The sequence below is a fragment of the Pseudomonas sp. S2_H01 genome, assembly GCF_054668305.1.
This window is the reverse complement of sequence record NZ_CP162756.1, coordinates 5,870,127-5,893,597: the sequence shown is the minus strand read 5'-3', so window position 1 is coordinate 5,893,597 and position 23,471 is coordinate 5,870,127. Positions and strand designations below refer to the sequence as shown.

17 protein-coding genes are annotated in these 23,471 nt (G+C 60.2%); 8 read left to right on the top strand and 9 right to left on the bottom strand.

Annotated elements, in window-relative coordinates:
* Positions 1 to 432: 432 nt before the first annotated feature.
* From AB4N84_RS26285 to AB4N84_RS26260, 6 genes are all read right to left on the bottom strand, one after another.
* Positions 433 to 795 (bottom strand): histone-like nucleoid-structuring protein, MvaT/MvaU family, encoded by a 363-nt coding sequence (locus AB4N84_RS26285; protein WP_074750326.1) that lies wholly within the window; start codon positions 793 to 795, stop codon positions 433 to 435.
* 368 nt (positions 796 to 1,163) lie between these two features.
* On the bottom strand, positions 1,164 to 2,261 hold the full coding sequence (locus tag AB4N84_RS26280; RefSeq protein WP_460043920.1) for a tetratricopeptide repeat protein: 1,098 nt from the start codon (positions 2,259 to 2,261) through the stop codon (positions 1,164 to 1,166).
* A 156-nt stretch (positions 2,262 to 2,417) separates the two neighbouring features.
* On the bottom strand, positions 2,418 to 3,815 hold the full coding sequence (locus AB4N84_RS26275; protein ID WP_074750330.1) for an efflux transporter outer membrane subunit: 1,398 nt from the start codon (positions 3,813 to 3,815) through the stop codon (positions 2,418 to 2,420).
* Entirely contained in the window at positions 3,815 to 7,006 is a 3,192-nt protein-coding gene (locus AB4N84_RS26270; RefSeq protein ID WP_460043919.1) for an efflux RND transporter permease subunit, read from the bottom strand. Before AB4N84_RS26270 ends, AB4N84_RS26275 begins: the two co-directional genes overlap by 1 nt.
* Positions 7,007 to 7,018: 12 nt before the next feature.
* Positions 7,019 to 8,263 carry a multidrug efflux RND transporter periplasmic adaptor subunit MexE gene (gene mexE, locus AB4N84_RS26265; protein ID WP_074750334.1) on the bottom strand — a complete coding sequence of 415 codons (1,245 nt, stop codon included), beginning with the start codon at positions 8,261 to 8,263 and terminating at the stop codon, positions 7,019 to 7,021.
* Positions 8,264 to 8,395: 132 nt separating this feature from the next.
* On the bottom strand, positions 8,396 to 9,313 hold the full coding sequence (locus AB4N84_RS26260) for a LysR family transcriptional regulator (protein WP_460043917.1): 918 nt from the start codon (positions 9,311 to 9,313) through the stop codon (positions 8,396 to 8,398).
* 472 nt (positions 9,314 to 9,785) lie between these two features.
* On the opposite strand from AB4N84_RS26260, the gene AB4N84_RS26255 reads away from it, so the two are divergent.
* The 8 genes from AB4N84_RS26255 to AB4N84_RS26220 all read left to right on the top strand — a co-directional run bounded on the left by AB4N84_RS26255 (position 9,786) and on the right by AB4N84_RS26220 (position 20,132).
* Positions 9,786 to 10,808 carry a zinc-dependent alcohol dehydrogenase family protein gene (locus AB4N84_RS26255; RefSeq protein WP_074750375.1) on the top strand — a complete coding sequence of 341 codons (1,023 nt, stop codon included), beginning with the start codon at positions 9,786 to 9,788 and terminating at the stop codon, positions 10,806 to 10,808.
* Positions 10,809 to 11,476: 668 nt separating this feature from the next.
* Positions 11,477 to 12,982 (top strand): hypothetical protein, encoded by a 1,506-nt coding sequence (locus AB4N84_RS26250; RefSeq protein ID WP_460043916.1) that lies wholly within the window; start codon positions 11,477 to 11,479, stop codon positions 12,980 to 12,982.
* A 102-nt stretch (positions 12,983 to 13,084) separates the two neighbouring features.
* Positions 13,085 to 14,482 carry an aminotransferase class I/II-fold pyridoxal phosphate-dependent enzyme gene (locus AB4N84_RS26245; RefSeq protein WP_460043915.1) on the top strand — a complete coding sequence of 466 codons (1,398 nt, stop codon included), beginning with the start codon at positions 13,085 to 13,087 and terminating at the stop codon, positions 14,480 to 14,482.
* Between the two features lie 142 nt (positions 14,483 to 14,624).
* A complete protein-coding gene (locus tag AB4N84_RS26240; RefSeq protein WP_460047152.1) occupies positions 14,625 to 16,913 on the top strand; it encodes an ATP-dependent DNA helicase in 2,289 nt (762 codons plus the stop codon).
* Positions 16,914 to 17,086: 173 nt separating this feature from the next.
* Positions 17,087 to 18,733 (top strand): phosphoglucomutase (alpha-D-glucose-1,6-bisphosphate-dependent), encoded by a 1,647-nt coding sequence (gene pgm / locus AB4N84_RS26235; RefSeq protein ID WP_460043913.1) that lies wholly within the window; start codon positions 17,087 to 17,089, stop codon positions 18,731 to 18,733.
* A 201-nt stretch (positions 18,734 to 18,934) separates the two neighbouring features.
* Positions 18,935 to 19,198 (top strand): DUF6021 family protein, encoded by a 264-nt coding sequence (locus AB4N84_RS26230; RefSeq protein WP_074750382.1) that lies wholly within the window; start codon positions 18,935 to 18,937, stop codon positions 19,196 to 19,198.
* A 172-nt stretch (positions 19,199 to 19,370) separates the two neighbouring features.
* The gene (locus AB4N84_RS26225) at positions 19,371 to 19,706 is read left to right on the top strand and encodes a glycine zipper domain-containing protein (RefSeq protein ID WP_460043912.1); all 336 of its coding nucleotides are present in this window, start codon (positions 19,371 to 19,373) and stop codon (positions 19,704 to 19,706) included.
* A gap of 225 nt (positions 19,707 to 19,931) precedes the next feature.
* Positions 19,932 to 20,132 (top strand): DUF2934 domain-containing protein, encoded by a 201-nt coding sequence (locus AB4N84_RS26220; RefSeq protein WP_074750385.1) that lies wholly within the window; start codon positions 19,932 to 19,934, stop codon positions 20,130 to 20,132.
* Between the two features lie 60 nt (positions 20,133 to 20,192).
* On the opposite strand, the gene AB4N84_RS26215 is transcribed toward AB4N84_RS26220, so the two are convergent.
* From AB4N84_RS26215 to mltA, 3 genes are all read right to left on the bottom strand, one after another.
* A complete protein-coding gene (locus AB4N84_RS26215; RefSeq protein WP_208605133.1) occupies positions 20,193 to 20,648 on the bottom strand; it encodes a MarR family winged helix-turn-helix transcriptional regulator in 456 nt (151 codons plus the stop codon).
* A gap of 157 nt (positions 20,649 to 20,805) precedes the next feature.
* Complete coding sequence (locus AB4N84_RS26210) at positions 20,806 to 22,020, bottom strand: MFS transporter (protein WP_460043910.1); 1,215 nt, start codon at positions 22,018 to 22,020, stop codon at positions 20,806 to 20,808.
* Between the two features lie 107 nt (positions 22,021 to 22,127).
* On the bottom strand, positions 22,128 to 23,285 hold the full coding sequence (mltA, locus tag AB4N84_RS26205) for a murein transglycosylase A (protein WP_460047151.1): 1,158 nt from the start codon (positions 23,283 to 23,285) through the stop codon (positions 22,128 to 22,130).
* Positions 23,286 to 23,471: the final 186 nt, after the last annotated feature.

Sequence of the window (23,471 nt, the reverse complement as noted above, 5' to 3'; positions counted from 1 at the left end):
GCAGGCATTAAGAAGCCCGCCGAAGCGGGCATGGGGTGCTAATCCTTTAGCTGTGTCCATCGTGTAGAACCGCATGTGAAAAAAGTGTGAAGATTCGCGCCCTTTGCCAGCCAAACAGATGAAGGGGCCTTCATCGTCAATAATGCGCGTGTCAGCGAATTATTTTGGCGCCTGAAATCAGTCTGGCTGATAACACGAATTCATTACTCCTTGTATAGGGTGCAATGGGGGGTATGAACATCAAAGTGTCGAACAGTGAGTCGGCGCGCCTCGACGGGATTTATACGAAGTTGAACTCTGGCTCGCAAACCATCCACTATCCGGACTTGCCGTTTCACCGCCTGTCAATTATTTGTCTGCTTAAATACGCTTATAAAAAAACCCCGAAGAACGGGGCTTTTTTATAAGGCTTTGGTCGTGCAGCCGTGACGATCAGCCACGCAACCAGGAATCGACAGTCTCGGCACCGTACTGTTCTTTCCAGGACTTCAGGCCGCGGTGGTTTCCACCTTTGGTTTCGATCAGTTCGCCGGTGTGCGGGTTCTGATAAACCTTGACCACACGGGCGCGGCGGCGTTTTGGGCCCGCCGGTGCAGCGGTGGCGGTGGATGGGTTCGGGTCGAGGATGGCGATGATGTCACGCAGGCTCTTGTCGTACGTGTTCATCAGGGCCTGGAGCTTCTGCTCGAACTCGATCTCCTTTTTCAACCCGGCGTCATTCTTCAGGCTCTCCAGCTGAGCCAGCTGTTCCTGAAGGGCTTTTTCTGCTGCGCGAAACTCGGCAAGTCTGGACAAATATAGTACTCCGGCGATAAATGGCTGTTATCAGCCCAACGCAAGCTACATGGACGCACGTCAGGGTCCTGTGCTCATTTTGTCACTACCCCGATGCCTTGACGGATCAAGATTTGAAGAAACTAACGTTGCGCTGTCAGCTTCACGTCCGTGGCGGGGGTAGTTGTGATGCGCGACGGACAAATAATGCACGTTTTTTTCGAGTTGTAAAATAGGTGAGGTGCAATTGTTAAATGAAAGATCACGGCAAACATAAACCGGTCTGACAAAAACTGACAACACGGGTGTAAAGCCTTGTAAGTAATTTCTCAAACTAGGCCAATACGGGAAACTATCGGTGCTGCGCCCAATGCCGCTGTTTTCGCCATCTACAGGCCTTGTTGCAAGGCCGGGTCATCGGGATTGAGCTGCTCGAGCTCTGCGAGGAGTACCTGAACTTTCTGCAATTGACCGTTTTCCTGCCAATAACGAATCAACAGCGTTCGGGCGCGCCGATTGGCCGGTTGCCGCTGCAGGATGTCTTCAAGCTGACGCTGCGCCGGCTCCAGTTGGTGAAGGTCATGCAGAGCCACCGCGAGATCGTATCGATAAACAGTGTTCTCGGGTTCCAGCTCCACCGCTTTGGCCATGGCCAGCAACGCATACTCATTTTGCTGATGCCGCAACAGCCATTTGCCGAGCTCATATTGGAGTAATGCCGACTGTGGGTGCTTCTCGAGCAACTGAGCGAGTTGTTGACGCGAACGGTCGGTCTGGCCGCGCTGGTCCAACAGTTGAACCTGGGCGACTGCTGCCTGAAGGTTGTTGGGCTCCAGTTTCAGCGCAAGGTCCAGCGCATCGAAGGCTTTTTCAAACGCGCCCGTGTTCACGAACAGCTTCGCCAGTTCCAGCTGGCTTTCACCGTTGGGCGGTTGAGAGGCCAGGGTGTTCTGGTATTGCTCGGCGGCGTCCTGAACGCTTGCGTAATACAACCCCAGATCATCAGGGGTCAGGCCAAGCAGTGCGCGGACGGCGCAGAAGCGCACGCTCTGATCGGGATCGTCCAGTAAGGGACCTATCAGGACGCTGCGTTGAGCGTCTGGCACCAGGGCGGCCACGGTGTCGATGGCGGTTTGCTGGACAAGCGGAGCAGGGCGCTTGAGGTCGCCGTCGAGAATTTTCAGCGCCTGGGGGCTGGGGTAATTGGCCAGCTCAGTGAGCAGGCCTGAGCGCCGAATGTCCGACAGGTCGGTTCGGCTCAATTGCTGATAAAGGACACGCGCCGCGCCAGGTTTACCGTTGTGGGCTTGTTCCAGTGCTTCGGCATAGCTGTGATTGACCACTGGCGCGGGTGGCGGTGCCCGCCAGCCATGGACCAGCAAACCGACAGCGATGATCAGCGCCAATGCGCCCAGTGCGATCACATTCAGCCAACGGCGGCGAGTTTTTAGAGGGGCCGGAGGGTGCGGCGAAGACGGGATAGGCATACCGATTTCCGTTTCTGCGTGAGCAGCAGCTTCGGGGAGAGTGGGGCGAGTGTCAAACAGCAATAACGCCCCCGGCGAAACGGAAAAGCCCCGAACCTTGTGAGCCCGGGGCTTTGAGGGGCGGTGGGTGAACCGCCCCGCAATGGTTTCCGTGTGTCAGGCGTTTGGCTGCCAGCCGCCACCGAGCGCTTTGTAGATCGCGACGATGCCGCGATACAACTCGATCTCGGCCTGGGCCTGACTGTCCTCAGCCGCCAGACGTTCACGTTCGGCATCCAGCAGTACCAGGAAGTCAGCCGTGCCTTCCTTGTATTGAATGCTCGCCAGGTTGGCCGCCGAGCGACTCGCCTCGCTCTGACGCACCAGCGACACCAGACGTTGCTGGCGCTTGTCGTAATCGCTGAAGGCGTTCTCGGTTTCTTCCAGTGCCAGCAACACCTGTTGCTCGTAATTGGCCAGGGCCCCTTCGGCATCGGCGTTGGCGCCCCGGATGCGCGCTTTCACGCTGCCCAGGTCAAATGCCGCCCACGTGATGCTCGGGCCGAGGCCCCAAGCTTGGGCGGCACCGGAGCCGATCTGCGAACCACGGCTGGCGGTGAAACCCAGGAAGCCGCTGAGGCTGACCCGTGGAAACAGGTCGGCGGTCTGCACGCCGATGCGCGCGGTCTGAGCCGCCAGTTGCCGCTCGGCGCTGCGCACGTCGGGACGGTTTTCCAGCAGTTTGGTGGGATCGCCAATCGGCAATGCCTTGGAGATCGCGGGCAGCTTGGCAGGCGCCAGGCTGACGGTCATGGCATCCGGGCGCTCACCGAGCAGGGTGGCGATACGGTTGCGCTCACGGACCTGTTCGGCCTGCAACTGCGGAATGGTCGCCTCAACAGCGGCCAGCCGTGCATCGGCACGCACCACATCGATTTCGTTGCCCACGCCTTCATCACGCAGTTGCACGGTCACGTTGCGCGAGTCCTGCTGGTTTTTCAGGTTGTCCCGGGCAATGTTTTCGCGCAGTTGCGCGCCACGCAGCTGGCCATAGGCATCGACCAGCTCGGCGATCATGGTGACTTGCAGCTGATACAGGTTGGCCTCGGCCACTTGCTGATCGGCCTCGCTGGCTTCCAGTTCGCGCTGGATGCGACCGAACAGGTCGATTTCCCACGCCATGTCCAGGCCCAGGTCATAGCGTTCCTGGTTGACCCGGTGCTCGGTTTCACCCGGCACCTGAGCGCGGCCGATCTGGCTGCTGGCGCGGCTGGTGACCACCGGCATGGCATCGTTGCTGATGTCATCGCGGATAGCGCGAGCCGCTTTCAGGCGGGCGAATGCCACACGCAATTCACGGTTGCCTTGCAGGGATTGCGCAACAAGCTTGTTCAGGGTCGGGTCGTCGAACTGCTGCCACCAGATGGTTTCGGTACGGCTGCGGTCGTAGGCGCCCTGGGCAGCGGCCTGAACATTGGCCGCCGCGGTGTCCGGCTTCTTGTAGTCAGGGCCGACGGCACAGGCCGCCAGCGCCAGGACCAACAGGCTCGGCAGGAAGAGTTTTGCAGCCTTCATCAATGAGCCTCCGAAGAGATGGTCTGAACCCGTTGAGCCTTGGCCGCCTTGCGTGCCTCTTTGCGTCCAACGTAGTTACGAATCAGCACATAGAACACAGGTGTCAGCAGCAGACCAAAGAAGGTCACACCGAGCATCCCCGAAAACACGGCCACGCCCATGGCATGACGCATCTCGGCACCGGCACCGCTGGACAGAACCAGGGGCACCACACCCATGATGAACGCGAAGGAGGTCATCAGGATCGGACGCAGACGCAGGCGGCACGCTTCCAGAACGGCTTCCAGCGGGGTTTTGCCTTTTTCCTGTTCATCCTTGGCGAACTCGACGATAAGGATCGCGTTCTTGCACGCCAGGCCCACCAGTACGATCAAGCCAATCTGGGTGAAGATGTTGTTGTCGCTGCCCGCGATGATCACACCGGCAATGGCCGACAGCAGGGTCATCGGTACGATCAGGATCACCGCCAGTGGCAGGCTCCAGCTTTCGTACAGCGCTGCCAGTACCAGGAACGCCAACAGTACGCAGAGCGGGAAGACCAGCAGCGCCGTGTTGCCCGACAGGATCTGTTGGTAGGTCAGGTCGGTCCACTCGTAGGTCATGCCGTTAGGCAATTCCTCTTTAAGCAGCTTGTTCATGGCCGCCTCTGCCTGACCCGAGCTGTAGCCAGGGCCCGCCGCGCCGTTGATTTCGGCGGTGATGAAACCGTTGTAGTGCATCACGCGGTCCGGGCCGGACGTGTTGGTGACGTGCAGCAGGGTCGCCAACGGGATCATCTCACCCAGGTTGTTACGCACTTTCAGCTGACCGATCTGCTCGGCGTCCTGACGGAACTGTTGTTCTGCCTGAACGTTGACCTGATAGGTACGGCCGAAACGGTTGAAGTCGTTGGCATACAGCGAACCCAGGTACACCTGAAGGGTGTCGAAGATGTCGCTGATGGCCACGCCGTGAGTCTTGGCTTTCTCGCGGTCGATGGCGGCGTCCACTTGTGGCACGTTCACGGTGTAGCTGGTGAACAGGGCTGCCAGTTCCGGCACGCTGCGGCTCTTGGCGATGACGTTCATCGTCTCTTTATAGAGTTCGTCGTAACCCAGGTTGCCACGGTCTTCGATCTGCAGACGGAAACCGCCGATCGTGCCCAGGCCCTGTACCGGCGGCGGCGGGAAGATTGCCATGTAGGCTTCCTGGATCGACGCGTATTTGCCGTTGAGCGCACCGGCGATGGCGCCGGCGGACTCACTGGCGTCCTTGCGCTCGTCGAACGGCTTGAGCGTCACGAACACGATGCCGGAGTTCGGGCTGTTGGTGAAACCGTTGATCGACAGGCCCGGGAAGGCCACGGCGCTTTCGACGCCCGGTTGCTTCAGGGCGATATCGGACATGCGCTTGATCACGTCTTCGGTGCGGTCAAGGCTCGCGGCGTCCGGCAGTTGCGCGAAGGCCACCAGGTACTGCTTGTCCTGCTGCGGCACAAAGCCGGTTGGCGTGCTCGAGAAACCCAGCCATGTCATGACGATCAGGCCCGCGTAGACCACCAGCGCCACGCCGCTGATGCGGATCACGCGGCCAACCGTGCTGACATAGCCGTTACTGGCTTTGACAAAGAAGCGGTTGAAGGGACGGAACAACCAGCCACCTAACAGTTTGTCGAGGAAGCGCGAGAAGCCGTCTTTCGGGGCATCGTGAGAACGCAGCAGCACGGCAGCCAGGGCGGGCGACAGGGTCAGGGAGTTGAACGCCGAGATCACCGTCGAGATCGCAATGGTCAGGGCAAACTGTTTATAGAACTGCCCCGTCAGACCGGAGATGAAAGCCGCCGGGACGAACACGGCACACAGCACCAGCGCCGTCGCGATGATCGGGCCCGTCACTTCGCGCATGGCGATCTGCGTGGCTTCCATCGGCTCGTGGCCGAGTTCAATGTTCCGCTCGACGTTTTCCACTACCACGATGGCGTCGTCCACGACGATACCGATCGCCAGTACCAGGCCAAATAGCGAGAGCGCGTTGAGGGAGAAGCCGAACAGGTGCATGACGGCGAACGTACCGATCAGCGACACCGGCACAGCAGCCAGCGGGATGATCGAGGCGCGCCAGGTCTGCAGGAACAGGATCACCACCAGCACCACCAGAATCAGTGCCTCGAACAGCGTGTGAACCACCGCTTCGATCGAACCACGGACGAAGATGGTCGGGTCATAGACGATGCTGTAGTCCATGCCTTCCGGGAAGTTCTTCTTGAGCAGTTCCATCTCGCCGCGCACTTCATTGGAAATGTCGATGGCGTTAGAGCCCGGACGCTGGAAGATCGGAATCGCGACCGCAGGCTGGTTATTCAGCAGCGAACGCAGCGCGTACTGGCTGGAGCCCAGTTCGACCCGTGCGATATCTTTCACGCGGGTGATTTCGCCGTTTTCGCCAGCACGAACGATGATGTTTTCGAACTCTTCCTCAGAGACCAGACGGCCTTGGGTGTTGATCGACATCTGGAAGCTGGTGGCGCTCGGAGAGGGCGGCGCGCCCAACTGGCCGGCGGCGACCTGACGGTTCTGTTCGCGGATCGCGTTGACGACGTCGGTGGCGGTGATGTTGCGCGAAGCGGTTTTGTTCGGGTCAAGCCAGACGCGCAGCGAATAGTCACCCATACCGAACAGCTGCACGTCACCGACACCGTTCAGGCGAGCGAGCTCGTCCTTGATGTTCAGCACCGCGTAGTTCGACAGGTAGAGCATGTCGTAACGTTTGTCCGGCGAGGTCAGGTGGACCACCATGGTCAGGTCAGGGGAGGCCTTGTCCACGGTGATACCGATGCGGGTCACTTCTTCCGGCAGTTTCGGTTCGGTCCGGGTGACACGGTTCTGCACCTGTACTTGCGCGGTGTCCAGGTTGGTGCCCAGCGCGAAGGTAATGGTCAGGGTCAGTTTGCCGTCGGCGGTCGCCTGCGAGGACATGTACAACATGTTCTCGACACCGGTGATCGCCTGTTCCAGTGGCGCGGCCACGGTTTCACCGATGACTTTCGGGTTGGCGCCCGGGAAGTTGGCGCGCACGACCACGGTCGGCGGCACGACTTCCGGGTATTCGCTGATCGGGAGCTGGAACAGCGAAATGGCACCAGCGATCAGGATCAACAGCGACAGCACCGCTGCGAAGATCGGCCGCGTGATAAAGAATTTGGAGAAATTCATTGAGTGAGTCCCTTAACCGCGTGGCGTAGCGGCAGCGGCAACCTTGGCGTCCAGTTTTGACTGGGCTTTGGGCTGATTGCTGGCTTCAAGTGCTTGGCGTTGTTGTTGCAGCGCAGCGAGTGTTTCAGCACTGGCCATCGGGGTGTCTTGCGGGTCGATCGGCGAACCGGGGCGCACACGCTGCAGGCCGCTGACGACGATGCGGTCGTCCTTGGCCAGACCGCTGCGCACGATGCGCAGGCCTTCAAGCTTCGGCCCCAGGTCAACGTTGCGATAGGTCGCTTTGTTGTCCTTGTCGACCACCAGCACGAATTTCTTGCCCAGGTCGGTGCCGACCGCTTCGTCTTTGATCAGCATGGCCGAGTAGGTGCCGCTGCCCACCAGCTTCAGGCGAGCGTACAGGCCTGGGGTGTATTCACCCTTGCTGTTGTCGAACACGGCGCGACCGCGAATGGTGCCGGTCCGTGGATTGACCTGGTTGTCGATGAAGTTCATCTGGCCCAGGTGCGGGTTCTCGACTTCGTCGGACAGTCCCATGTACACCGGCGTGGTGGCGCCACGTTTGCCATCGCGCGCCAACTGGTTGTATTTGAGGAACACGCGCTCGTCGGCGTCGAAGTAGGCGTAGACCTTGTCGGTGGAAACGACGCTGGTGAGGATGCTCTGATCGGCGGTGACGATGTTGCCGGCGGTGATTTCCGCACGGCTGACGCGACCGGTGATCGGCGCGGTCACGCGGGTAAAGCTCAGGTTCAGACGGGCCAGATCAAGCTGGGCCTGAATGGCCGCGACTGCCGCCTTGGATTCTTGTGCGGTGGTGGTCCGCGAGTCGGCCAGTTCGGCCGAGATGGCGTTGTTGGTGCGCAGACGTTCACCACGCTGGGCTTCGTTGTTGCTGCGCACCGACGCGGCCTTGGCCTGTTGCAGCTGTGCGTCCAGGCGATGAACTTCGGCTTCGAACGGGCGAGGGTCGATCTGGAACAACAGGTCGCCTTTCTTCACCAGTGCGCCGTCAGTGAACGCTACCGAGTCGATCTGACCGGAGACACGAGGACGAACCTGCACGGTTTCCGGCGCTTCCAGACGCGCAGTGACTTCGTCCCATTCATTGACCGGCTGCTCAAGCACCTTGGCGACGTTGACTTTGGCCGCAGCCGGCGCCTGAGCTGCCGATTCCGGGCCTTTTCCGCAAGCGCTGAGTACCACCAGAGCCAACGCGGCAAGGGGATAGCGCAAAGGAGTAAGTGACTGAACCATGGGAAAATCCGCCGATGTTATTTGAGATGGGCGGATTCTGTTCCCGGGGGTTTTATTGCACGAATCGAATACGACGAAGGTAACTATCAGTGGGAATGATATTTGCCAGCGTGAAGGCTCTGGGACGGGCGATTAGACGAGACTGTCCGGGTCGCCAAAAAACATCTGAATCCGCGAGCGCAGCCAACGCTCGCCGGGGTCGTTGTCCTGGGAGCCGCGCCAGGCCATATGCAGCTCAAACGTGCGCGTTTCAACGGGGACTGTCTCGGCCCTGACGCCGCCAGCAGCCGCGAGCACGTCGGCCGCGTAATCAGGCACGGTGGCGACGATGTCGGTCCCGGCAATCAGCGTTGCCAGGCCGTTGAACTGTGGAACCGCGAGCACGACATGACGCTTGCGGCCGATCTTTTCCAAGTGCTCGTCGATGAAGCCACCCAGGTCGCCGGCAAAGGACACCAGCGCATGAGGCCGTGCACAAAAGTCATCCAGCGTGATTGCACCGGGCATGGTGTCCGCGCGCAGCAATTTAGGCGTGCTGCGACGCAAGACCTTGCGCTTGGCGTTGGCCGGCAGGTCGTCGGTGTAGCTGACGCCGATGGAGATTTCGCCGGACGACAGCAGCGAGGGCATCAGGATGTAATTGGTGCGACGCACCACCAGCACAATGCCGGGTGCTTCCGAACGCAGGCGTTTGAGCAGTGACGGCAGCAGGGCGAACTCGACGTCGTCGGACAGACCGATGCGGAACACGGCGGTGCTGGTGGCCGGATCGAAATCGGCCGCGCGGCTCACGGCGGTGGAAATGGAATCCAGCGCAGGGGAAAGCAGGCCGAAGATCTCAACGGCACGCGCCGTCGGTTCCATGCTGCGGCCGGTGCGCACGAACAAGGGGTCATCGAACAGGCCGCGCAGGCGGGAGAGGGCCGCACTGATCGCCGGCTGGCCAAGGAACAGCTTCTCGGCCGCACGCGTGACGCTGCGTTCATGCATAAGGGTTTCGAACACGATGAGCAGGTTGAGGTCGACGCGACGCAGGTCGTTGCGATTCATGACGGGGGTCTCAGGGACATTGGTCAATACGTTGGCCGCCAAGGCGGCAGGCCAGTGTTCAGCTCAGGTGCGAATATTACGGGGAAAAATTGATTCTCCGCACTGTTAAATTCATCCGCAAGCATACAAACGTGTTACCCATCAAGCCCGTCGATAATTTGTGCTGAACCTTTTTGTCGGGCGTCTGCCCCAACCATAGGTCTGGCTGACGGCGCAAACGTCCACGCCTGCGGCAGTTTTCGCGCCAGTCGGGGGTACGTTCATCCGGAAATTGCCCATCGGGTTGCAATGTCAGGAGGAGAAAAGAACAATGGCCGCGCTTGAATACGTGAGCATTCGATGGTTATCTAATGACCGCCTTTCAGCAACAGAATCGATGACAGGCATGTCGACTATTAATAGCCACTGATAGTGTTACCGGCAGAGCCCGGATAGAGTTCATGGCATCAAGGTTCATAAGGCGAGGTTCGAAATGTCCCGCACGATCCGTTTTCATCAGTTTGGCCCGGCCGAGGTGCTCAAGGTAGAAGAGCAGCAAGCCGCGTTGCCAGCACCCGGAGAGGTGCAGATACGCGTCCAGGCGATCGGTGTGACCTGGTACGACGTGCTGTGGCGACAAAATCTGGCTTCATCCCAAGCTCGGCTGCCTGCCGGTCTGGGTTCTGAAATGGCCGGCGTGGTGACTGCCGTCGGTGACGGTGTGGCCGATCTGAAAGTGGGCGACAAGGTGGCCAGCTTTCCATCCGCTGACCCTAACGTACACCCGGTGTATGGCGAGCTGATCACGTTGCCGCACACCTCTGTTACCCGTTATCCGGATGTACTGACGCCCAATGAAGCGGCTGTTCACTACACCCCGATGCTGGTGGCGTACTTCGCATTCGTGGAACTGGCCCGTGCCAAGCCTGGCCAGACCGCGTTGGTCACTGACGCCAGCCATTGCGCAGGTCCTGCGTTTCTGCAACTGGGCAAGGCGCTGGGCATCAAGGTCATTGCGGCGACCAAGACCGAGTCGTGCCGTGAATACCTGTTGAAAATGGGCGCGGACAAAGTGGTGGTCACCGAGGAGCAGGACCTGCTCATGGCGATCAACAAATACACTGACAACCGTGGCGTGGACATCGTCCTTGACGGCCTGGGTGGCCCGCAGATGTCGATGTTGGGCGACGTATTGGCGCCTCGTGGCAGTCTGATCCTTTATGGTCTGCAAGGCGGGAATCAGACTCCGTTCCCGGCGTGCGCGGCGTTCCAGAAAAACATTCAGTTCTTCGTTCACTGTGTCGGCAATTTCACCGGCAAGCCTGAACTGGGCATCAAGCAGGACGAAGAAGCGGTTAAACGTGCACTGCGTGACATCAACCAGATGACCGCTGATCGGGTTCTGGTGCCGCAGATTACCAAGGTGTTTTCGTTCGATCAGATCGTTGACGCGCATCGCATGATGGATGGCTGCCCGGTGGGTGGTCGTGTGGTGGTGGAAGTCGAGCCTGCCTGAGCGCAATTCACCGCGCTCAGCTGACTGTTCGACGCCTTTGGCCGGGCGTCGAGTGGGAGATCCGGTCACCGTTCAGAGGTGTCTGCCTTCGCTGTCATTTACCGGCCACGCAATACCCGACGAAGCCTTCCTGAAACTTCAGGAAGGCTTTTTTGTTTATGCAATGGTTATTAATAAACACGGTCGGCGGTGAGCAGTCTGTTGTGATGTCTGGCGTTTGAACGCGTCAGCGCCGATACGTTAAACAGTTCTGTTTAAAAGACAGCAAAGTTTATTCTTTGACTGACAGGCAATACGTCATTGATCTGTACCTTGTAATTGTTTTTCAGATACCGATAATGAGGCGATCATTGATACTCAAGGAACGAGTCATGCCTCATGCATTACCGTGGCCGGTTGTTTTGCCGTGCCGAACACCCGTCCTCACGGGCGCATACTCCCTGTCCGGCCCCATTCCAATCCCCATCTGCAGGTGCGAAAGGGCTGCAGCATCAATCTTTCGTGGACAAGGTCCCAGTATGACTTTGCTCCCAAGCCGTTGTTGACGGTCAATGCACGGGAGGCTGTTGTTACATAACAACAATGACAAAGTATCGACTCTGATAGTACGACGCGTGTCGTAGCCGAATCGATGTGTTCGCTGTACTGGGTTATTCAGGTGTTGAAGTATGGGTTCTATTCACGAGCAGGCCATGAACTATGTCTATCAACAAGTGCTGCAACGCTTGTTGAGTTATTTCAATCGCGCAGAGCGCACCGCGCTGCAATTACTGATTCAACGCTTGATCGTCGCCGCCGGCGGTATCGAGAACATCGGAACCTATAAAGTATTGGTGGCGTTCAGTGGCGGTAAAGACAGCGCCTACACCGTGGCGCTGATGCGTGCCGCGCAGTTGAGCATCGCCGGCCGGGCACCCGCGACGTTCAATCTTCGGGTCGCCAATATGCGCCACGCGGGCATGACGTCGGCGGTCATGGCCAACATTCATCGCTGCTACTCCGCGCTGTTTCTGCACGACGATCCACGGGTCGAGTTGCTGGTCGTCGATCATCAGTATGTACAGGCGTTTGAGCCTGACCTGCCATTTTCCAGTGCGGGGCGGGAGCAAAACCGCTCTGACATGCTGCTCGGCGGGCACCTGACCGCAGGCGATGCGAGAACGACATTCTGCAACAGCTGTTATCTGGGAATGGCCGAGTTCCTTGGCCGTGCCGCCTGCTGGGGCGACGGCGTGGATGCTGTCCTCAGTGGCGACTCGCTCAAGGAGCAGAAGCAGTACGCGACCTGGATCATGCGCCTGGCACGCCATGAAGGGCAGGCGGTCGAGAATTGGCACACGCTGGGGTTCATGACCGCGTTGAACACCATCGACAGTGTGGGGCGCGCGTACTACCGGGAACTTTACGGCGAAGAAACGCAACCCGCCGGGTTCATGCTGCGACCGCTCGGGTATCCGAACAAGCCCGTTGCGCCTGCGTTTCTGACGGTGGCCGACCTGATCGGGTTCCGGCTTGAGGAACACTGGGCGTTGCTCACGGATTTCCTGGGGTTTCGTTTCGATGATCTGGCCTTCAGTTTCAGTGAGTCGGACTGCGCCAACCCATTGCTGATGGCCCACATGCGAGGCCTCAAGGCGCTATTTGTGCAGGGGCGCGCTTACGCCGATGGCATTGCCGAGTACCTGGAACTGGCGGCCGAGATGATGCGCCGTAAGCGCATGCCCAGGCGCCTGATCGACCAGGCGCTGGCAGCTTACGATCATCCCGACAAGCTCGAGGAGCGCCGTGCGCTGGCGGCGGGCTACGCGCAGGAGGCCTTTGGCCTGAGCGAGGCGCAACTGGTGTGCCTGATGTTCGCACCCTTCGTCGACGCGGGAGCACAACTGGAAGCGTTCTTACGGGTGTGTCACCCCGGGATGCTGGTGGCACTCGCGGACCTGCACAGGGCGCTGTCGGGGCATTCGGCGCCGGATCAGGTCATTCAATGGCTGGTGGATGTCAGCGGGTTGAGTCTCAAAGGGCTGCAAAACCTGTACGAAAAACGTCGTGTGGACTTCAGCGACGACAGCTCGATCATCGCGCGGGTACGAGCCAGTGACCCGGACAAGGGCCACGTGATGACGGTCGATCTGCACACCGGCGAAGCGGTCTCGGAGCTGATCTCGGGGCGTTGAGCATGTCCTTTCACACGCCGGGCGCGCGAGCCTGCATTCAACCGCTGCCCGGTGCTTTTCTGTCATTGACCCTGCGCCTTGCGCATGGATGGGGTGTGTCCAATGAATAATAACAAGACCGATTTTGCCTACCAGATGGTGTACCGCTACCTGTCGAGGCTGACCAATGAGCTGCCCGAAGGCCCGGCAGTCAAGTTGCCGTCGCTGCGGTTGCTGGCCCGCCGACTGCGGGTGTCCATTTCCACCGTACAGAACGCTTACTCATTACTGGAAAAAGAGGGCCGCATCTGCTCGGTGCCCAAGTCCGGCTATTACGCCTTGCCCCAGCCGTGCAACGACATCCATTGCGAAGGAGACGATGTGCTCGAACGCTATCAGGCGAGCGCCCGCCGCTCGGACATGTTTGTTTTCGGCGCCGATGAGCCGACGCTGCTTCAGTCTCTGGACGGCGCCTTGTTGAACCTCGAGCGCGACCTTATGCGCCATTACCCTTGTCAGCCCGATCCGCGCTTTCAACCGTTCGGCGACATCGAGCTGCGTACCGCACTGGCGGCGTCCTACACCTCATCCACAGAACGCTGCTGGCACCCGGACAACGTGTTTATCGGCCCGGACAAGACCGGTGTGTTGAAGACCGTTCTGAAAGCCCTTCAACTCCGTGACAGCGCGGTGCTGGTCGAATCACCGTGCGGCTGGAGCGTCCTGCGTACGCTGCAATCCTTTGGCATTCGGGTGATCGAGTGGTGCGCGAATCCCGAGGGTGTGGTCGACACCGATGAGCTGAGCGGATTGTTGCGCCACGGCGAGATCAAAATGGCGATTCTGTCGTCGCGCATGGACCCTGTTCGCGGGCGCGTCATGGCACTGGATCAGCGTCAGCGGCTGGCGCAGGTTCTGAACCGGCATGGGCTCTGGGTGCTGGAAAACGACAGCCAGGGCGGGCTGTGTTTTGACGGGCAGGTCGAGCCGCTGCACAACTTCATCGACCCTGAGCGGCTGATGATCCTCGGGGCGTTCGACAAGACGATCGGTCTTGAAGCGCCTTTCGGTTACCTGTTGAGCCGCCATTCGCGGCCCCTCTGGCATCAGCAGATGCTGCTGCGCTCGTTTCGTCTGCCGCCGATCAGACAGAAAGCCATCGCACGTTTATACAGCTCCGGGCAGTTGGACCGTCATCTGCAGGGCCTGCGCATCAGCCTTCAGGAACGGACCACCCAATTAGGCATGATGATCGAACATTACCTGGGTGACGACGTACGTTTCGAGCGCCCCGGTGGTGGTGCGACGCTCTGGCTGGACAGCGCGCACCGCGTCGACATGACGCGGGTGTTCGAGCGTTTGCTGGATCAGCGCATCGTCATCGCGCCCGGGGAGCTGTTCAGTGTGCGCGGTCTGCATCAGCAAAGCCTGTGCCTGAGTGGCGCGGCGGACTGGAGCCAGAACATCGAATCGATGCTGGTGATCATCAGGAATGCGCTGATGCAGGAACGTTTGGTGTAGCGCTCCGCCGATCCGTTTTGTTTGCCAGAGACGGCATACAGCTGTTATCTGTATGCCTGTCCAGTATTCAACCTTCGGCCAGCTTTACTTCGTGACTTCTATTCTCCCGTTCGATCCCGGTTCTGGTCCTGTGGCCAGTGAGCTGCCTGTTGCTGCGCCGAGCCCTGTTGTCGACCCGCAAGCCGGGTATACCGTCGCCGTGCGGGCGCTGTGCGAGTTCACTGCCAAGGCTGGGGATCTCGATCTGCGCTTCACCCCATCGCCCACCGCGCTGGAAGGCATCGCCGGGCATCGCACGGTCGCCGCGCGCCGGGGCCCGCAGTACCAGCCCGAAGTGGCCGTCAGCGGTGTCTACCATGAATTGACCGTGCGGGGCAGGGCAGACGGCTATGACGCCGCGCTCAATCAGCTGGAAGAAATCAAGACCTACCGTGGCGACCTTGAGGCAATGCCCGACAACCATCGGCAGCTGCACTGGGCGCAGGCCAAGGTCTACGGCTGGCTGATCTGTCAGCAATTACAGTTGCCTGAGGTGAACGTTGCGCTGGTCTATTTCAATATCGTCAGCGAGCAGGAGACGGTGATTCGCGAGCGGTATTCAGCGGCGCAACTCCAGACGTTTTACGAGGCGCAATGCGAGATTTTCCTGCGGTGGGCGCGGCAGGAAATGGCTCACCTTCAGGGGCGCAATCAGGCGCTGACCGAACTCAGGTTTCCGCATTCCGAGTTTCGCAGCGGGCAGCGGGTATTGGCCGAGTCGGTCTATAAGGCTGTCAGCACCGGGCGCTGTCTCATGGCGCAGGCACCGACCGGCATCGGCAAGACCATCGGTACCGTGTTTCCGATGCTCAAGGCCGCGCCAAGTCAGAAGCTGGACAAGGTGTTTTTTCTGACCGCCAAAACCCCGGGCCGCAAGCTGGCGCTCGACGCGTTGAGCGTGATCGGTCGAAGCGCGCCGCAGCTCACGCTGCGCGTGCTGGAAATGGTCGCGCGGGACAAGGCCTGCGAGTACCCGAACAATGCCTGCAACGGTGACGCCTGCCCGCTGGCCAAAGGGTTTTATGATCGGCTCCCGGCCGCGCGCAGCGAAGCGTTGATCTCGCCCTGGCTGGATCAGGCAGGTCTTCGTGATGTCGCCTTGCGGCATCAGGTCTGTCCGTATTACCTGAGCCAGGAGCTGGCGCGATGGGCGGACGTGGTCATCGCCGATTACAACTATTACTTCGACCTCAACGCCTTGTTGTTCGGGCTTTGCCAGTTCAACCAGTGGCGCGTTGCGGTGCTGGTGGACGAGGCCCACAACATGGTCGAGCGCGCCCGTCAGATGTACAGCGCCGGTCTCGATCAGCACGCGATGAACCTGGTGCGACAGGTGGCGCCGGAGCCATTGAAGAAATCCCTGCAACGGGTCAATCGCGAATGGAACGCGCTGCACAAGGATCAGGTCGCGCCGTACCAGGCGTACTCCGGTATGCCCGAGAAGTTTCTCGCCAGCCTCGCGCTGTGCGTCGCGGCGTTCGGCGATTACTTCAATGACCATCCGCAGGCGGCGAATGGCGAGCTGCAGCGTTTCTATTTTGACGCCATTCAGTTCGGGCGCATTGCCGAGCTGTTCGACGCGCATTACCTGTTCGATATCAGTAAACGTGAATCCGGCAAAAAAGCCCTGTCGCGGTTGACCCTGCGCAACGTAGTGCCAGCGGGATTCCTGCGCCCGCGCCTGACCGCCGCACGCAGCACGGTGATGTTTTCTGCCACGCTTAACCCTCGTCACTACTACCGTGACTTGCTGGGTTTGCCGGATAGCACGGTGTGGGTTGACGTCGAATCGCCGTTCCAGCGCTCGCAGCTGGACGTGCACATCGTCAGTCGCATTTCCACGCGTTATACCCATCGCCAGGCCTCGCTTGGGCCGATCGTCGCGTTGATGGCCGAGCAGTTTCAGGCGCGGCCGGGCAACTACCTGGCGTTTTTCAGCAGTTTCGATTATTTGCAGCAAGTGGCCGACTTGATGGCGGCAACCCATCCGCACGTTCCGATGTGGCAGCAGTCACGCGGGATGGCCGAGGCCGATCGGCAGGCCTTCCTCGACCGATTCACGCCGGACAGCCAAGGCATCGGTTTTGCGGTCCTGGGCGGTGCCTTCGGGGAAGGGATCGACCTTCCAGGCGCCCGCTTGATCGGCGCGTTCATCGCGACGCTGGGGCTGGCGCAGATCAACCCCGTCAACGAGCAACTTAAACACCGCATGAGCCTGTTGTTCGGCGCCGGTTACGACTACACCTATCTTTACCCCGGCATGCAGAAAGTGGTGCAGGCCGCGGGGAGGGTGATTCGTGGGCAGGACGACCGCGGTGTGGTGATGCTGATCGACGACCGTTTTGCCGAGCGCAAGATTCAGCAATTGTTGCCCGCCTGGTGGCAACTTTGAGTGCGCTCTGCTAATTGTCTCAAGCGTTTACGGATCGATAGCCGAGCAGGGCGGTCCAACTGCCAGTAAACTGCCGCGCTACAGCTGTTTTCAGGCTTTTTTCGCTTGGCCGAGCATCTTTTATTTTTCGTCAGTCATGACTAATCACGGTTTTCCATCCACGGAGGTTTCGCATGAGTATCAGTCCATTCGCAGGCAAACTGGCGCCTGCAGAATTGCTGGTCGATCTTCCTCGTCTGGTGACGGCGTATTACACCGGTCAGCCGGACGCGTCGGTTGCCACCCAGAAGGTTTCGTTTGGTACGTCAGGCCACCGTGGCAGCTCGTTTGACCTGAGTTTCAACGAGTGGCATGTGCTGGCAATCAGTCAGGCCATCTGCCTGTATCGCCAGGCGAACGGTATCGACGGCCCACTGTTTCTCGGTGCCGACACCCACGCGTTGTCCACGCCTGCCGCTGCATCGGCACTGGAGGTGCTGGCCGCCAACGGTGTCAACGTGATGATTTCCGAGGGTGACGAGTACACGCCGACGCCCGCCGTGTCCCACGCCATCATTTGTTATAACCGTGGTCGCACAACGGGCCTTGCGGACGGCATCGTCATCACGCCGTCGCACAACCCGCCGGAAAGTGGCGGCTTTAAATACAACCCTACCAATGGCGGTCCGGCCGATTCCCACATCACCAAGTGGATCGAAAACAAGGCCAACGAGCTGCTCGCCGAGAACATCGCCGGCGTGAATCGCGTGACCCTGGAAAAGGCGCTGCGCGCCAACACCACCCACCGGCATGACTACCTCAATACGTACGTCGCCGACTTGAAAAACGTCATCGACATGGACGCGATCCGTGGCGCCAACCTGCGTCTGGGCGTCGATCCGCTGGGCGGCGCGGGTGTGCGCTACTGGTCGGCAATCGGTGAGCACTACGGCCTGAACCTGGAGGTGGTGAATAAGTTCGTCGACCCGACCTTCCGCTTCATGAGCGTCGACTGGGACGGCAAGATCCGCATGGACCCGTCGTCGAATTTCGCCATGCAGGGCCTGATCGGTCTCAAGGACCGTTTTCAGGTGGCCTTCGCCTGCGACCCTGACCACGACCGCCATGGAATCGTGACCCCCACCGGTGGCTTGCTGGCGCCGAACAACTACCTGGCGGTGTCCATCGACTACCTGTTTCAGAACCGCCCCGACTGGCGCGCCGACGCGGCAGTGGGCAAGACCGTGGTCAGCAGCGGCATGATCGACCGCGTGACCCAGCGTCTGGGTCGTCGCTTGTACGAAGTGCCGGTGGGTTTCAAGTTCTTCGCTGAAGGCTTGTACGACGGTTCGCTGGGCTTCGGTGGCGAGGAGAGCGCGGGTGCGTCGTTCCTGCGCCGCGACGGCACGGTCTGGACCACGGACAAGGATGGCTTGATCCCGGCATTGCTGGCGGCGGAAATCCGCGCTCGCAAGGGGCGTGATCCGAGCGAAATGTACAAGGCGCTGACCGATGAGTTGGGCGAGCCTGTGTCGACCCGCGTCGAGGCCAAGGCCAACTTCGAGCAGAAGGCGTTGCTGAGCAAGCTGTCGCCGGAGCAGGTGACCTCGACGGAACTGGCGGGCGAGAAGATCACCACCATCCTGAGCAAGGCGCCGGGCAACGATCAGGCGATTGGTGGTTTGAAGGTCATGACCGAGAACGGCTGGTTCGCGGCGCGTCCTTCGGGCACTGAAGACATCTACAAGATCTATGCCGAGAGCTTCAAGGGCGAGGAACACCTCAAGCGCCTTGTGGCCGAGGCGCAGGTCCTTGTCGACGGTGCGATAGCGCCAAAATAAGTCCGTCTCCGGCACCGGTTTCCCGGTGTCTGGCGCAGGTCGGGGGTGGCGTATAGCGTGCGCCATCGTCGACTTGCGTAACCTTGCGTCACTGCTCGCAGCGGCATTTACCACCGCTCGTCCATCTCCCGGCACTCCTGATTTCCTCACGCATCCCAACTCTACGTGTGCTTATCGCGCGCATTGACGAGGAGAGTCGAGATGGAGATGAATCACAACGCACCCGGCAATATTTCCCAGAAGGGCGTCAACAGCGAAGCCGACAACGAAACCGGCTTTGACTCGAGGGCCCAGGGCGTGGCCGGTCGACCCGACGACGGGGACGAAGAACTGGGTTTCGATCCTGAGTCGCCCGATGTCTCGGATCCCGCCGTTGACCCTTTGCATCCTGCCCGAACCAGCAACGACCCCGATCCGTCTGCGGACGATCACGAGAAAACCACCTCCGGTCCTGGCGCTCGTTAATCCGGACTGTCGTCTGCGAGCCCGGCATGGTGTCGGGTTTACGGACAGAGTGTCTGACGGCGCTCGCGGCGGCCGGTTTTGCCGCGATCAATTCGTTTGTCTGTTTCGTTCGGAACGAATTGAATCGAGCTTCGGTCAACCCATTTCGATACCCTGAATTCGGAAAGCCTATATGAACCAGACGATCAACAAACTGACCGACACCTTGAGCGACGATTTGTATGAGAAGACCCGCGCTCAGTTGAATACGTTTCTCGACGAAACCAACGCGTTGCTGGCTGCAGGCGATGCGTTGCAAGAAGATCGCACGGCACTGGCACACGAGCGTCTGGCCGAGTTTCTCAAAGGCTCTGCGGCGGCTGTGATCGATACGGAAGGGCTGCCGCCGGTCACTCGGGTGTTGAACGATGCCAAGCAATATGTAAAAGCCAATCCGTGGATGGCGATTGGCGCAGCGGCGGGGGTTGGTCTGCTCGTCAGCGTCTTGCTGAAACGTAACCATCGTTGAGGAGGACTCTTCGTGAAGCGCCATCGCGGAATCTCAACGATGCGCAGAGAACCTGGGGGTAGGTTCTCGCTTGCCAGTGCTTATAAACGCTCTGAGAGCCTGTCCGTGCTCTCCGCTCATTACCGACTGGTCTGCGGTTCATCATCGGGACATCGGGTCGATACGGATCTTGAGGTGTATCCGGGGCTGGGGAGTGGTCGGCAGCGATACGAAAGGGGGACCTGCATGAATGTCGACGAAGAGACTGTTCGTCAACTGGCTCAATTGATATGGGAAACCGAAGGCCAGCCAGAGGGGCAGGACGCGCGACACTGGGAGATGGCGACCAAACTTGCCGAATCGGCCGCCATGGCCCCAGTGCGTACGTCTCATCGGGCCACGGTCAATACGCTGTTTCCGGCGCCGGATGAGGAGCCGGAGGGTTAGTCGGTAGGTATCGCCACCAAGCGGGGCATCTGACCTGACGACCGGCTTAAACCAGGCCGGTCAGGTTTCGCTCGACTGCAGTTCGTCAAGCAGCGACCGGGCGAACTCTTCAGAGGCGATGAAGTCCAGCGCTTCACGCAGCTTGACGGTTTCCTCCACGCCAAACGTCTTGTCGAATACCTGAGACACGCGTTCGGAAATCTTGCGGGCTTCGGCGTATTTCTGCTGACCCGCTTCTGTCAGCAAGACGCGACGGCTGCGACGATCGGATTCGTCGACTTGCAGCGCTATCAGGCCATCGCGGACCAGCGGTTTAAGGGTGTGGCCCAAGGCAGAAAGGTCCATGACCAATACTTGAGCCAGATCACGCATCTTCGGCTGTTCGCTGCGCGCGATTTGCGACAGCAACGAATACTGGGTGGCCTTCAAACCACAGGCCAGGAAGGCCTCATCGTAGATTTGACCCAAGCGGCGAGAGGCCCGGCGCACTGAGCCATTGGCGCAGCTGCTGGCCATGGCGGGATCTGAACAGGTCGTCGCGTGTTTCAAAGCCTTGTTACTCACTGCGGACAAAGACAGGCGGAATTATGCCTGCCCAGCCAATCGGGACAAGGTTTTTTCGGCCAGCCGGTTGATGACAGGGTGTCGCAGTGGTGTCAGGCCGCACCTGTAATCAAGCCTGATTGGCCGCGTCGGACGTAAAGCGCATCGCTGCGCGACGGGCATCGGTAACCGCCCAATACCACATTCCCAGCCCGCCCAGTGTCAGCGCCGCAGCGGCATAGCCGGTGGCCGGCAAGCCAAAACCGGCGGCGATGACGATTCCGCCGACCCAAGGCCCGATGGCATTGGCGAGGTTGAATGCACTCTGCACCAACGCACCGGCCAGTGATTGAGCGTGGGGGGCGACGTCCATCAGGCGGGTCTGCAGGATCGCCGCCAGCCCCACGCCGCAACCGATGAAGAATACCAGTGGGATCAGGAGCCACAGGTTGTCCGTGGACGAGGGGTAAAGGGCGAGCACCAGTGCCGTGAAGCCCAGCGAAATACCGGCGGCGCGCATAGTGGCGCGATCCGCCGCCCAGCCGCACACCAGGTTACCGACCGTCGTGCCCAGGCCGAACACGGCCATGACCACGGGAATCATGAAATCTGACGCGTGGGTGACTTCGATCAGCGTCGCGGCCAGGTAGGTGTAAACGCAAAAAATGCCACCGAAACCGATACCCGCGATGCCCAGCGTCAGCCACACCTGCCGGGAGCGCAGCGCATTGAGTTCGCGCAACGGGCTGGCATCGGCTTGCGCAGGGGAGGCCGGCGCCAGGCTGCGAATCAGCAACGCGGTGATTGCCGCCAGCACTGCGACGATGGCCATGCCCCAGCGCCAACCGACTGTCTGGCCGATCCACGTGGCGAATGGCACGCCGATGATGGTCGCGATGGTCAGCCCCATGAATACGCGCGACACCGCCTGTGCTCGCTGGTTTTTAGGGACCAGCGAGGCGGCGAGAAGCATGGCGACACCGAAGTAAGCCCCATGTGGGAAGCCACTGAGAAACCGGAAGAACACCAGCCATGGCAGGCTCGGTGCGACCGCGCTCAGGGCGTTAGCGACGCCGATGAACGCCGCGAGCCCCACCAGCAATGCCCGGCGTGGCAGCCTCACGCCCAGCACCATGATCACCGGAGAGCCAACGACCACCCCCAGTGCGTAGGCGCTGATGGCATGTCCGGTCAGCGGTTGAGTGGTCTGGAAGTCGTTCGCAATGAACGGCAGCAGCGTCATGGACGCGAATTCGGTGGTGCCAATCGCGAACGCGCCCATGGCCAGCGCGAACAGCAGCCAGCCCATATGAAATTCATCGGAGGTGTTGGAAGGGGTATTCATCTGAAAACTGACGTAAGAATGAAGGAAGGCGAGCGTCCTGTTATACCTGAAACCGGTTTCAGATCAACCGGAACCTGGATTGCAAACGGAACGCTGCCCGGAACCGATCATTGCTTGGGTTTCGCGTTAGGCAACGCTACGCCCTTGGGCCACAACATCCAGATCTGTCCCTGTTGCTTCATGTTGCCCGCCAGTTCGCCTGCGGCATCGCCGGTGCCCCAGAACATGTCGGCGCGGACTTCGCCGGCGATGGCGCCGCCGGTGTCTTGCGCGGCAACGGGCCGAACCAGCGGCGTGCCATCAGGGCGGGTCGAAGACAACCACAACAGGCTGCCCAGTGGAATCACCTTGCGGTCGATGGCCACGCTGTAACCGGCGGTCAGAGGAACGTTGAGCGACCCGCGAGGGCCTTCGTTGCTGTCAGGGCGCAGGGTGAAGAACACGTAGCTCGGGTTGCTGCCCAACAGTTCATGGACGCGCTCGGGGTGGGCAATGGCCCAGTCACGAATCCTGCCCATCGACACTTCGTCCTTGGTCAGCTGGCCTTGTTCCACCAGCCAGCGACCGACGGGTTTGTACGGATGGCCGTTCTGGTCGGCGTAGGCGATGCGCAGTTGCCGACCGCTGTCGAGCTGCACCCGGCCCGACCCCTGAATCTGAAGGAATTGCAGGTCAATGGGGTTTTCCAGCCAGGCGAGAACAGGGGCGTTGACGCCTTTCTCACCGATGGTGGCGGCGTCGTCGTAAGGGCGCAGGACCCGGCCGTCCAGACGACCTCGCAGGCGCTTGCCTTTGAGTTCCGGGTAGATGCTGTCGAGATTGACGATGATGAGGTCATCAGGCACGCCATAGATCGCGACGGGATGCTGATCGTTTTGTTGCTCGCTGCCTTTATAAATGGGCTCGTAATACCCGGTGATCAGGCCGTTGGCGCCATGCTCCGACGACCGCAGGCTATAGACTTGCAGCTGGTTCTTGAGGAACTCGCGGACGGCGGCAGGAGTGGGTTGCACCTGCGCGGCCATGGCACAGGTGGGGCCCCAGACCGGGTCTTTGGCCAGACGCTTGCACGCTGAAAACCAGCTGTTGTAGCCCGCCATCAAGTCCTGGTCGCTGACAACAGGCAGCTTGTCCCATTCCACGCTGACGTACGTCGTGGCCTCGGACGGTTTGGTTTTGGGCGCGCCGCCGTCGCAGGCAGCGAGCAGGGCGATCAGCGGAGCGAGGCAGAATAAAAAGCGGCGCCAGTGCAGGCTTGTGGTCATCACGCGGGGTGTTTCCTGAAAACAGAGTGAAGGCGGCTAGCTTGGTGAAAGGCGAGGGCGGCGTCAAATCTTCAAGCCGTCACGTGGCTGAATGTAATGAGTATTTATGCGCCTTTGAGCGGCATATCGTCCCCTTGTCGCACTTTTTGCCGATTTACGGCTCTATCCATGGCCAGGACGTGGCGA